The following is a 12,983-nucleotide window of genomic DNA, read 5'->3' on the forward strand; positions in this document are numbered from 1 at the left end:
TGCAGCTGCATTTTAATAACGTGTTATTAACATCTCACACTTGTTTTCCTTAAATTATAAATAGCTTTGTCCATGTTGGTGCGGATTTGTCGTATTGTGGTGCATTGGCTTGGGCGATTATAAATCCCTTGAAAATGTAAAACCTTGATTTAAGGCATTCCAAAAAGCCCAGTATATGGCATGATTATGGTTTTCGAGCGCAACCCATTTGTTTCTTAGGGTCTAAAGTTGGGTCTTAATTAGCAAATATTGTATTTTTAATCTGGAGGACATCCATGTCAGCACAAAAGGTTTTAGACCTAATAAAAGAAAGTGAAGCTAAATTTATTGATTTACGTTTCACAGATACCAAAGGTAAAGAGCAACACGTTGCTATTCCTACTCACCAAGTTAACGATGAATTCTTCGAAGAAGGTAAAATGTTTGATGGTTCTTCAATTGCTGGTTGGAAAGGCATAAATGAGTCAGACATGGTGTTGATGCCTGACGCAGACACTGCTGTTTTAGACCCTTTTGCAGAAGAAACTCAAATTAATATTCGTTGTGATATTCTTGAGCCAAGCACTATGCAAGGCTACGACCGTGATCCACGTTCTGTTGCTCACAGAGCAGAAGCTTATATGCAGTCTACCGGTATAGGTGACACTGCATTCTTTGGTCCTGAGCCAGAGTTCTTCTTGTTTGATGATGTACGTTTTCACACTGATATGTCTGGTTCTTTCTACAAAATTGATGCAGCTGAAGCAAAATGGAATTCAGGGGCTGAATTTGAAGAAGGCAACATGGGACATCGTCCTGGCGTTAAAGGTGGCTACTTTCCAGTTCCTCCAGTCGACTCTTCAAATGATACCCGTGCTGCTATGTGTATGGTTATGGAAGAAATGGGCCTTACTGTTGAAGCTCATCATCATGAAGTTGCTACCGCTGGTCAAAATGAAATTGCTTGTCTTTTCAATACGCTAGTTAAGAAAGCTGATGAAGTTCAAATCTATAAGTATGTGGTTCATAACGTTGCTCATGCTTATGGTCAAACTGCGACCTTTATGCCTAAGCCTCTAGTTGGCGACAATGGTTCTGGTATGCATGTTCATCAATCAATTGCTAAAGATGGTAAAAATATCTTTGCTGGTGACAAGTATGCCGGTATGTCTGAAGAAGCTTTGTTCTATATTGGCGGTATCATTAAGCATGCTAAGGCAATCAATGCTTTTGCAAACGCTTCTACTAACTCTTACAAACGCTTAGTACCTGGATTTGAAGCGCCGGTAATGCTTGCTTATTCTGCTCGTAACCGTTCTGCATCTATCCGTATTCCTTTTGTAACAAGTGATAGAGCTCGTCGTATTGAAGTTCGTTTCCCTGACCCAACGTGTAACCCATACTTAGCATTCTCTGCTATGTTAATGGCTGGCCTTGACGGGATCAAAAACAAAATTCACCCTGGTGATTCAATGGATAAAGACTTGTATGACCTACCTGCTGAAGAAGCAGCGGCCATCCCACAAGTTGCTAGTTCATTTGAAGAAGCTTTAGATGCACTTGATAATGATCGCGAATTCTTGACGGCTGGTGGCGTAATGTCAGACGACATGATTGACGCTTATATCGAGCTTAAACGTGAAGAAGTTCAATTACTTAACATGACAACTCACCCTGTTGAGTTTGACATGTACTACAGTGTTTAATAACTAAGAAGCTCGTTAGTTATATCATTTAATAACAAGCCCGTATTTACGGGCTTTTTTTTGCTCTCAATAAGGCTACACTTAGCCATAGCTATTAGATATGTATTGAAATGTCAGAGGGTAATAGTGAAATTACTATATATTATTGGGTTACTACTCTTATGTATAACTGCATCTGCGAACGTTATTTATAAGACCGTAAAAGAAGATGGAACCGTAGTTTATACTGACATACCCTCAAAAGGTGCAACCTCAGTGAATCTATCTGCCGTTAATAGTGCAGTGATACCGACACTCAAGGGTTCGAATGCCAAACCAAATATAAGTGGTCCACATAAGCAACCAGAGAAAGTTATCGTCTACACTGTAAGCATTCTAAATCCAGTGGCAGAACAAACTATACGAAATAACTCTGGTGAACTTACAGTGACAGCACAAGTCTCACCTGACACTCCGGGTAAATATAATTTATTTCTTGATAATCAATTGGTTAGCACTAAAGGCAATGGCTTGTTTCGATTAGAAAATCTAGAACGCGGCGCCCATGAGATTGAAGTTAAGTTTTTAAACAACTCAGGCAAGATCCTTGCATCCTCAGAGTTGCAGACCTTTTATTTACATAAAGCGTCAGCACTTTTCACTCCTAACTAATGCCAATTAGGCATATTTTATATAAGTTAGTAGTAATTACGAAGTAGTAAATAATTGCCTTGCACTAATTTTGTGCATGAATATACTGAGCTTATGTCTGAATTTACCATCTCTGAAAATTTGTTGGACAACTTGTCTACTGGCATCATATTGCTTGATTACAAGTTACGTATTCAATACGCCAATCATACCGCCCAAGCTTTTTTTGAGCGTAGTTTAAACTTGTTGATTAATAGCCCTATTCATCAAATTGTTGCTACCTCGAGTTTAGATTTTGCCCGCTTTAAAAACTTTACTCAATATGGTGAGGTGTTTTCCGACAGCGAAGTGCAGTTTAAATTTACAGATGGTAGGTATTCCCAAGCTGATGTTTCAATTACCAATATTGCCGAGAATGGTAAATATCAGTTATTGATTGAAATCCGTTTGGTTGAACAACAAAAAAAGATCAGTCAAGAAAATCACCAATGGGCACAGCAACGTGCAGCGAGAGAGTTGGTGCGTGGATTAGCCCACGAAATTAAGAATCCGTTAGGTGGAATTAGAGGAGCGGCTCAATTACTTTCAAAGCAATTGGCTTCAGCTGATTTGATTGAATTTACTTCTATCATCATTGATCAGTCTGACAGGTTGACTAATTTAGTAGACCGTTTGTTGGGTCCTAATTTAAGGCCCAACTTTGAGTCCCATAATGTCCATAAAGTGTTAGAAAAAGTATGTGCTTTGGTTGACTTAGACTTAAGTCATAATGTCGCAATAACCCGTGATTATGACCCTAGTATTCCTGATGTGTATATAGATCAAGATATGATGCAACAGGCAACCCTGAATATTGTGCGCAATAGTTTACAGGCTTTATCAGAGCATCCAGATATACCAGGAAAAATTAGAATTGTGACTCGTATTGAGCGACAAGTCATTGTGCACGGAGCATGTTTTCCATTGTGTGCCAAAATACAAATAATCGACAATGGCCCGGGTATACCTACTGAGCTTCAGAACACTTTGTTTTATCCTATGGTAACGAGTAAAAAAGACGGCAGTGGATTGGGACTTTCAATCTCACAAACACTGATTGGTCATCATAGGGGTAAAATCGAAGTAGAAAGTTGGCAAGGTAGAACCGCGTTTACCATCTATTTACCAATTGATAAAAAGGAAATCCAGAAATGAGTGCAGAACCAGTATGGATAGTCGATGACGACAGCTCGATTCGCTGGGTATTACAAAAGGCGTTACAAACAGCCAATATTCCTTGCTTCAGCTTTGAGAACCCAGAAGATTTATTATTGCAACTAGAAACGGGGCAACCACCAGAGGTGATTGTTTCTGATATTCGCATGCCGCAAATGGATGGTATGAAATTACTCGAAGAAGTGCATAAACGGTTCGAGAATATTCCTGTGATTATCATGACGGCCCATTCAGATTTAGATAGTGCAGTTAATGCTTATCAAAGTGGTGCTTTTGAATACTTACCCAAACCTTTTGATATAGATGAAGCTGTGGGTTTGGTGCAGCGAGCTTTGGTTCATGCTAGGGAACAGCTAAAACAGAATCAAGTACCAGAGGTAACACAAGCCACTGAAATTATTGGCGAAGCTCCGGCAATGCAAGAAGTGTTTAGAGCCGTAGGGCGACTTTCTCGTTCAAGTATTAGTGTTCTAATCAATGGACAATCAGGTACTGGTAAAGAATTAGTCGCCCATGCTTTGCATAGACATAGTCCGCGAGCTGACAAAACTTTTATTGCCTTGAATATGGCAGCAATCCCAGCAGACTTGATTGAATCTGAGTTGTTTGGTCACGAAAAGGGCGCATTTACTGGGGCGCAAGCGGCTAGACAAGGGCGCTTTGAACAAGCCAATGGAGGAACTTTATTTTTAGATGAAATAGGGGATATGCCTCTAGATGTGCAAACTCGGTTGCTACGGGTATTGGCAGATGGTCAGTTTTATCGAGTGGGTGGGCATAACCCCGTTAGTGTTGATGTGCGAATAATTGCAGCGACTCACCAAAATTTAGAAGAAAGAGTAGCTGAAGGTAAGTTTCGTGAAGATTTATACCATCGCCTGAATGTTATTCGTATCCATATTCCTAAATTGAGTGAAAGGCGTGAAGATATTCCTTTGCTAGCAGCGCACTTTTTGCAAACCGCTGGAATCGAGCTAGATGTTGAGATCAAGGTTTTATCAAAAGAAACCAAAAAAATACTCTCAAACTTACCTTGGCCGGGAAATGTTCGTCAATTAGAAAATATGTGTCGTTGGTTGACGGTTATGGCGAGTGGGCAAGAAGTGTTACCCCATGATTTGCCCCCAGAAATTCATCAACAACCTGTGTCTATTGAAAAGAGTTCACAATCCGGTGATTGGCAGACGCTTTTAGCAAGTTGGGCTGATGCTCAGCTACAAGCAGGGCAAAATAATATATTGGATGACGCAATTATAAGTTTTGAAAAAATATTATTAGAGCGAGCGTTGCACTACACTCATGGGCATAAGCAAGATGCAGCTAAACGTTTAGGTTGGGGCAGAAATACATTAACTCGAAAACTCAAAGAGCTAAATATGTAACAGAGTTTGCTTAGTTATAATAAAAACGCCAAGTTTTAGAACTTGGCGTTTTTGATTTTAAAACTAATATCAACCTAGCTTGAAAAGCTATGGTGGCTTACTTGGTTAACAAGGCTGCCATGCCTGAATTAAATGCTTGCATCCATTTTGTGGAAAATTGCCCCTTGGCAATACGGTTTATTTCAATAACCGCCTTTTTCTTAGGGCGTTGTAGGTGTGCTTCGTGGGCTCGTGCATGAGTAATTGCGTCAAAGGTATCCAGTATTCCTAATAGTTTAGCTCCGTCACATATATCATTTTCTTTGATACCCAAAGGATAACCACTGCCGTCGATGCGTTCGTGATGTTGCATTACAATTTTTCGGGCTTCGTCCCATTGCGTTAGGTTTTCTAGTAGACGAGCACTTTTATACACGTGTGAGCGCATAAGGTTAAACTCAACTTCTTCAAGTTGCTCTTGTTTATGTAGAACCTTAACTGGCATAAAGGCCATGCCAAAATCGTGCATGTAGCAGGCTACGGCAAGCTGCACCTCATTGATAGGTGAGCCTGCTATTTTGTTGATATAACCAGCAAGCTTTGCAATCCTATCGCCTCTACCTTCCCAATATCTTGAGCGTTTTTCTATTGGTTTCATCAATTCACGAAAGAACAGTAAATCTTCACGTTCAATATTGGTAATTGACTTAGGTATCCCGGTAGTGGCTACGCTAGCAGGAGCAGAGGATGCAGGTTTTTCTGTAGCGCTTGCATCATTAATTTCTATTCCTAGATCTAAGCTAGGGTCAAGAATCAAAACAGCTTTAGCTAAAAGCTGCTCATGGTCATTGCTATTGTCTGGTGTAATACAAATAATTGCCGCAACAAGTCGCTCATACATGTCTTTATCGTATTCAGCTTGTCCTGTTTGAATACAGCTTTGAACAAATATTTTTACTTTGTCCATTATTAGTAAGACCAAATCACTCATGTTACTGGTGTATTGAATTTGCCCTTTACGTAAGTAGTCGAGTAAATCTTCACCGTGTTGTAATAGCGGAATAAGCGGGGTGAAATTAACTAAGCCTAAATCACCTTTGATTGTATGAATTGAACGAAACAGTGAACGTTGTAACTCATTATCAGTAGGTTTAAGTTCTAACTCTATTAGGGTTTGTTCGCTTGCTTCATAGAGTTCATTAATTTCCTCCAACAAGTCTGTCAAAATGTCTTCGTCAAGATCTTCATGTTTGAATATTTGCATTTAAAGCGCGCCCTTTTAGTATAATTTTATCTATTGAGATAAGTATCGGCCGAATAGTAATTTAATTCATTCCTTTCAAGCAAATAGTGTTGCGAAATTAACAGAAAGTAATGCTTAAAAACTATTATTAAGTGGTTTGGGTATAAGTTAAAAAGTGCGTATACTCGGCACCCATTTCGATTTCTGGATAAGTGAATGTTAGCTCTGATTAGAATAATCGCCTTAATTTGTTATTTTATTTTGGTAAATGCAGCATTATTGCTTGTGTGTTTAGTGCGACCTTTTCATCGTGATAACGTATACGTTGCCGGTAAATTATACAGCTCAATTTCAGTTATTTTAGGTTTAAAATTGGAAGTTAGGGTACCTGAAAGTGTTAAGCAAGGCGGTCCGTTTGTATATATAGCGAACCATCAAAATAGTTATGACCTAGTGACAATTTGCAAAGCTGCACAAAAAGGCACGGTAACAGTTGGTAAAAAAAGCCTAAAGTGGATCCCTATTTTTGGCCAAGCATACTGGTTAACTGGCAATATTATGATTGACCGTAAAAATTCGGGAAGAGCCAGAGGGACGTTACAAGTTACCGTTGACAAAATTAAAGAAAAAGGTTTGTCAGTTTGGTTTTTCCCCGAAGGAACCAGAAGTTATGGCCGTGGGTTATTACCTTTTAAGTCAGGGGCATTTCGTATAGCAGAAGAAACCAAAGAGCCCATTGTGGTGGTAGCTGCGAGCAACTTACATCAAAAAATTAAATTGAATCGTTGGAATAACGGTACGGTATTGATGTCATTATCAGAGCCAGAGTATATGGATGAAGATAAACCCTTAAAAGACAATATGGCATATTTTCATAATAAAATGGCTGATATGATAAAAGTCTTAGATACAGAAATTGAAAGTCACAATTCTTAAATATTCACCCATCAAAAGGTATTAGTATGAGTTTAGAAGCAGAATCAGAGTTAGCTGAGTGGTTTGAGTTTAATCAAGAAACAGTGGCTGCCCTAATTGAAGATGGTAGTGATAATAGCCAAGCACATACCATAGAGTATCATTTTGCTAGCGTGGATTTTGAGGCCCTTGAAAAAGCAGCTGTAGATGCCTTTAAAGCCGGCTTTGAAGTGGGAGATGCAGAAGAATTAGAGCTAGATGACGGCGGCGAAGTATTCTGTTTTGATGCAGTAGTTGAGCGTATGTTAGATGTGAGTTTGATTAATGAAGATACCAAAAAGCTGTTTGCTATTGCTGAAAAACATCAAGTGGAGTTTGATGGTTGGGGCACGTATTTCATCGAAAAATAGTTATATTTGATTGGCTTAAAATAATCATCAGTAAAGGCTTAGTGACACAAAAGTGTCACTAAAACCGCATAAATATGCAGTAAAAAAGTCACTTAAGCGTCATCAGTTGTACATCTCAGCTTCATATAAAACCTTCAAATTATCGCCCACTATAAAAACATACTGGGAGATACCATGAAAACCACTAACCGCACAAAACTGGCAATATCTATTGCCTTCGCTCTGAGTTATTCCGCAACATCTGGCTTTGTTGTTGCTCAAAATAATGAAGACCAAGCAGTCGAAGCCATTACCGTTGTGGGTAAAAGTGTGTCTTACGCAAATAACCAAACATCTGAAGAAATGATTAAACAACAAACTTCAATGACGAGCGTGTTAGCTACTATTGATAACTTGCCCGGTGTGCTGATAAATGAAGGCGACACCTTTGGAGCAGACGACTGGTCAACGAGTATTTCGATACGTGGTTTTCAAGTGGATTTATCGCAGCAACAAATTGGGATGACAGTGGATGGCATTGCAAACGGTAATTCTAATTATGGCGGTGGCGCTAAAGCCAACCGTTATATCGACACAGAAAACCTAGCCAGAGTCGATGTGTCACAAGGTACATCTGACATAGCATCGCGTTCTCATGAGGCCTTAGGTGGCACACTTGATTTTGTCACCATTGATCCTGGGCTAGAAGAGCGTTTGGTTGTAAGTACGACTTTTGCTGAATTTGATGGTAGAAAATTCTTTGCTCGTTACGAAACAGGTGAAATTGCTAAAGATACCTTTGCATGGTTCAGTGTGTCTAATCAAGAAAGTAGCGATTGGATGGATCAAGCTGCCGAGAATGTGCGTGACCACTTTGCGGCAAAAGTAATGAGTACGTTAGGTGATGTTGATGTAACGGCTTATGCATCTTATGACGATACCCACGAAGACAACTACCAACGTGTTTATGGCTTAGCGCAATTTGAACAGAACTCAGAATGGGACCAGTTAACTAGCGAGTGGACTGGTATTCCATATCAAGACCAAGCCTACCGCCGTGGTTGGTCTACCTTAAGAGAAAACTTTTTCACTTACTTAAAAGCAGATTTTGATATAGGTGATGTTGCCTTTAGTACTAACGTTTATTACCACAATAATGAAGGCCGCGGTGACTGGGTACCACCTTATTTAGTTAATGTAACTGATGACGGTGAAGGTGTTGGTCATTCAGAAGTGGTTTCAGGTAATACTGTATACGGTGGGGATATTCTGGGGCAAATATTCTTTGTTGATAGTGCTGGTGTGCAATTGAGCCCAATTGATGGATGTGAAAGCTCTATCAGCTTTCCTTACGGTGGTGCGGGTGCAGAGTATGACCCAGGTTGTTATGAACAAGGTGCAATACCTGTGGGATCTTATCGTCACACTCACTATGAAAAAACACGAGTGGGTATAAATGGTGATTTTAATTGGGATGCGCGCATAGCTGAAATGGACAACACCCTACGCGGTGGTTTCTGGTATGAAGATTATACCCGTGATGAAAGCCGTGATTGGCACAAAATAATTGATTCAGCCACTAGTTTCTATTTTGATGAAACCCCTTATTGGGTGCAGTATGATCGTGAATTCCCAGTAGAAACCACTATGTTCTACCTTGAGGATGAGTTGGACTTAGGCTTTGCCAAAGCTCATTTCGGTGTAAAGCAATTCTTGGTTGATGTGTCTAAAAACGACAGGTTTAATTCAGCAAATAATCAAGGTGTGTCTTCTGATTCTGACTTGTTATTGTCTGCCGGATTTGTTGCTCCTTTACCTGTAGATGGTTTAGAGGCGTTTGCTGGTTTTGCACAAAACTATGCGGCTATAAAAGATGCGGTATTAGAGCGAGACGATGCAGATTTGACCCTAGTAGAGCCAGAAACTGCAGATAATTTTGATATGGGGTTGCGTTACTCATCAGATAATTTGAGTGCTAACCTGACTTACTATGCCACTAAGTTCGATAATCGTATTACCTTTGTTAGTATTGAAGATGGTGAAGACGGTATTGATTTCTTGGAGTCGACCGCAGGTGGATACATTAATGATGGTGGTATTGAGTCTACTGGTATTGAAGTCTCTTTAACCTATCACGTATCTGATAACTTTAGTGTGTTTGTGTCTTACACCAATAATAACTCTGAATATACAGATAAGGCTGCTGAAGGCGAAACTTCTATTTTGGGTAATGGCGTTATTGGCGCAGCTGAAGAAATGGGCGTGTTAAGTCTTGATTGGGTCCGCGGTAATCACTCAGCAGGTTTAAGTACTAAATATGTTGGAGAACGTTGGTTAAATCAAGAGAACACCTCAGCAGTAGATGCCTACACTGTCAGCGATTTGTACTTTAGTACTCACATTGATGATCTAGGTAAGTCTGTTGAGTCCATAGAAATAAACTTTACAGTCAATAACTTATTTGATGAAAGCTACCTAGGAACGGTAGCGACAAACGCAGCATGGTTGGGAGCACCAAGAACAGCTGCGATTAACATAAAAGCTGTATTTTAAACAAACGTTCCCTGTAGCACTTTGGGACGGGCTTTGGCTCGTCCTTTTTTGTTTCTCTCATAAAATGATGTCAAAAATAGTGCCGTTCTAAAACAGAAGCTCGCTAATTTGAAAGAAATGTGAGCTTTGTTAAAGTGAATTTAGTCAGAATTTAACCTTACATTTTGAATATGCAAAGCTTGCCCAAATATTACTGACGGTTTAGTGCCAATAACTGAAGTTCATAGTATTCTAATTTAGTACTTTCAACGCAGTGAAAGCGGCCAGTTAAAGAGGCTAAATCTGGGGAGAATGTTGATATTTCATCAGGCATCCATTGGGCTTATTGCGCCGGATTTATGCTTACCCAAAACGTGGGTATAAACTTGTGTGGTTTTTACGTCATCATGCCCCAATAATTCTTGTACTACTCTGATGTCATGCCCAGTTTCAAGCAATCGCGTTGCGAAACTATGCCTAAAGGTATGTGAGGTGACTCGTTTCAAAACACCAGCTTCTTGAACTGCTTTTTTTAACGCCTTACGAAACCCTGTTTGATGGAGGTGGTGGCGACATATATAACCATCGTAGGGGTGCATGCACCGAGTATTTGATGGGAATATATATTGCCAAGATAAGTTAGTCGCCGCTTTTTCGTACTTACGAATAAGAGAAGGTGGAAGTGAAGACAGCCCATATCCATCATCAATATCTTTTTGATGTATACGCTCTACTTTTTGAATTTGTTTAGTTATTTCAGTCTTGGCTAATTCTGGAAACATAGTTACGCGGTCTTTTTGGCCTTTTGAACGAAAAATAAAAATGGTGTTTCGGTCAAAATCTTTTATACGTAACCTAAGCACCTCTGATATACGAAAACCTCCACCATACATGAGAGTGCCGATAGTTTGATGAACACCTCGTAAATTATTGATTACCGCAACTGCATCACCATGACTTAATACTTCAGGAACTCTGACTGGGGTTTTAGCAAATGTAAAAGCCATGTTGGTCAAATCCATTTCAAGCACATGCCTATACATAAAAATAATGGCGCACAAAGCTTGGTTTTGTGTGGTTGGTGATACTTTCAGTGTTATAGCAAGGTGTGTTAAAAACTGCTCAACCTCTAATTCACCCATATCTTTAGGGTGACGCTTGCCATTGAAATAAATAAATCTTCGAATCCAGTGAAGATAAGCTTTTTCCGTTTTCAAGCTATACCGTTTGGTTCGCAAAATAAGTCGTATGGATTCTATAAAAGGAGATTTTGACATTATGTTTCTTCCTGAAATGAATGCTGTGTTTATATACAGTTGCAATGCATGTTTTTATATAATGCCAATATTGCTTCCTACTATGTAAATTTCATAGGTCTCGTTTTGTTTTCGAAAAAAACGTTAAGCTATTAATTTAGCTATAGAAATTATTCTACACATAGTTTGTAATAGGAAGCAGAAAAGTCGCGTTAAAGTCGAGTCGACCCCGTCAGGTCTCCTTTTGCTTTTGCAACTCTTTGTGGTTTTGATAACTTCAAAGTTAAAAACATTTAATAAAATCAATAGGTAAGGGCTGGTGATGACGAAATTAAAAATGAAATCGAGAAGTTACATATACGACATGCTCGATAATAAGCGTTAGGTGCTTATGCGTACAGTCATACTTTTATTCACGTTGTTGTTAGCAAGTTGCACCAATTCCGAGGTGAATGAGCTTTACGCAACATGTATGGACTTTAAAAAGCCATTGGACGTTAAAACCCTATATCAGACTTATCGGAACGGTGAATTATTGGAAGTTACGAATGAAGGAAATCAAATTCACTTTTTCTCTCCTCATCAAGATTACAACTTGATATATAGCTCTTTTATTGTTGCAGAGATAAATAAAGATAAACTAGTGCTAAGCTTGAAGTGTGCGGAAAATAAGTATGCGTTTTGACAATCAGCACCTAACAAATTGCCTAAGATCGCCGCAAAAAGCGCGGCTGGGACAAATACTCACTGGGCTCTGCCCAACAACGTTCGCATTTGCCCCTTGGCAAAGCGTTAGTTTTTAAGGAGAATAAATGAAATCTGCGTGGTTGCTTTTTAGTCTTTTTGTTCCAGTGGTTGTTTTTGCCAAGTCTAGTTACGTCACGGTAAATGGCTATGATGTCGAATACGAGATGACAGGTAATGGCAAACATACTGTATTCTTGGAAGCTGGAGGTTCAGCAGGTTTATCTGATTGGAACCCTATTTTTGAAAGTCTTACCAAGAAGACTCGTGTTATTCGTTACTCACGAATTGGAAACGGTGGCTCAGAGCAAGTTATGAAAAATTATAGCTCTGAAGAGTATGCTGAAGAGGCTCGTTTAGTTCTTGAGGCTTTAAACATTAAAACCCCAGTGGTTTATGTGGCCCATTCATATGGCGCTTACATCGCTAGACGCTTTGCTGCGACCTATCCTGAATGGGTTTCTGGGTTAATGCTAATTGAGCCTGCATCGGAACATGATGTTGATATTATGAGAAGAATTGATCTTGCTAAAGCAGAAAAAGAAATTGCTCAAGTGAAACTGGACGACATGACAAACGGAATGTCTAACCAATACCTAGATTTTTGGTCTAAACGACCACTTCCCGATTATCCTGAGATACCGAATATCCCTGTAACAGTCATTGCATCAATAAAAAAATATGAAAACCCTCCATTACTCTTTTTCACAGATGAAGCTCGGGAAATGTGGGGAGAATTGCATACTGAATGGGCAAACGCGTTTCCAAAAGGAAAGGCTGTATTAACAAACAAGAGTTACCATTTCCCACAGAACGACGAACCAGATATGGTTGTTCGAGAGATAATAGAACTATTGGACAAAATTAAACACTAATCGGGTAGCCGGAGGTATCTAGCCTCCAGCCCCCACAACACCCTGCATGCGGCTCCGCACAGGGCGTTTCACTTAGGATGGTGAAGTGCAATCCAACCATCACGCAGTGAATAAAGCCCTTCGGATTTTAAGTATTCA

10 protein-coding genes are annotated in these 12,983 nt (G+C 39.6%); 8 read left to right on the forward strand and 2 right to left on the reverse strand.

The genetic code is table 11. The annotated features are described in order from the left end of the window. Positions 1 to 275 precede the first annotated feature (275 nt). From glnA to glnG, 4 genes are all read left to right on the forward strand, one after another. The gene (glnA, locus tag ABJE44_RS18490; RefSeq protein ID WP_348112912.1) at positions 276 to 1,685 is read left to right on the forward strand and encodes a glutamate--ammonia ligase; all 1,410 of its coding nucleotides are present in this window, start codon (positions 276 to 278) and stop codon (positions 1,683 to 1,685) included. Between the two features lie 126 nt (positions 1,686 to 1,811). Continuing rightward, entirely contained in the window at positions 1,812 to 2,336 is a 525-nt protein-coding gene (locus ABJE44_RS18495) for a DUF4124 domain-containing protein (RefSeq protein ID WP_348112911.1), read from the forward strand. A 93-nt stretch (positions 2,337 to 2,429) separates the two neighbouring features. Next, a complete protein-coding gene (gene glnL, locus ABJE44_RS18500; RefSeq protein WP_348112910.1) occupies positions 2,430 to 3,509 on the forward strand; it encodes a nitrogen regulation protein NR(II) in 1,080 nt (359 codons plus the stop codon). Then, complete coding sequence (gene glnG, locus ABJE44_RS18505) at positions 3,506 to 4,912, forward strand: nitrogen regulation protein NR(I) (protein WP_348112909.1); 1,407 nt, start codon at positions 3,506 to 3,508, stop codon at positions 4,910 to 4,912. The genes glnL and glnG overlap by 4 nt, the downstream gene beginning before the upstream one ends. A gap of 97 nt (positions 4,913 to 5,009) precedes the next feature. Here the strand turns inward: glnG and ABJE44_RS18510 are convergent, their stop codons facing one another. Beyond that, on the reverse strand, positions 5,010 to 6,155 hold the full coding sequence (locus ABJE44_RS18510) for an HD domain-containing phosphohydrolase (RefSeq protein WP_348112908.1): 1,146 nt from the start codon (positions 6,153 to 6,155) through the stop codon (positions 5,010 to 5,012). Between the two features lie 195 nt (positions 6,156 to 6,350). On the opposite strand from ABJE44_RS18510, the gene ABJE44_RS18515 reads away from it, so the two are divergent. The 3 genes from ABJE44_RS18515 to ABJE44_RS18525 all read left to right on the forward strand — a co-directional run bounded on the left by ABJE44_RS18515 (position 6,351) and on the right by ABJE44_RS18525 (position 9,991). Beyond that, positions 6,351 to 7,070, forward strand: a complete 720-nt coding sequence (locus ABJE44_RS18515) for a 1-acylglycerol-3-phosphate O-acyltransferase (RefSeq protein WP_289031604.1) — start codon at positions 6,351 to 6,353, stop codon at positions 7,068 to 7,070. Positions 7,071 to 7,096: 26 nt separating this feature from the next. Beyond that, the gene (gene rraB, locus ABJE44_RS18520; protein ID WP_348112907.1) at positions 7,097 to 7,459 is read left to right on the forward strand and encodes a ribonuclease E inhibitor RraB; all 363 of its coding nucleotides are present in this window, start codon (positions 7,097 to 7,099) and stop codon (positions 7,457 to 7,459) included. Positions 7,460 to 7,633: 174 nt separating this feature from the next. After that, positions 7,634 to 9,991 (forward strand): TonB-dependent receptor, encoded by a 2,358-nt coding sequence (locus tag ABJE44_RS18525; RefSeq protein ID WP_348112906.1) that lies wholly within the window; start codon positions 7,634 to 7,636, stop codon positions 9,989 to 9,991. Positions 9,992 to 10,296: 305 nt separating this feature from the next. Here the strand turns inward: ABJE44_RS18525 and ABJE44_RS18530 are convergent, their stop codons facing one another. Then, positions 10,297 to 11,247: an integron integrase gene (locus ABJE44_RS18530; RefSeq protein WP_348112905.1), complete on the reverse strand. Its 951-nt coding sequence runs from the start codon at positions 11,245 to 11,247 to the stop codon at positions 10,297 to 10,299. Positions 11,248 to 12,038: 791 nt separating this feature from the next. Here ABJE44_RS18530 and ABJE44_RS18535 point away from each other — a divergent pair. Continuing rightward, a complete protein-coding gene (locus ABJE44_RS18535; protein ID WP_348112904.1) occupies positions 12,039 to 12,845 on the forward strand; it encodes an alpha/beta hydrolase in 807 nt (268 codons plus the stop codon). The last annotated feature ends 138 nt before the right edge of the window (positions 12,846 to 12,983 follow it).

This window comes from Paraglaciecola sp., assembly GCF_039942875.1.
Taxonomy (GTDB): Bacteria; Pseudomonadota; Gammaproteobacteria; order Enterobacterales; family Alteromonadaceae; genus Paraglaciecola.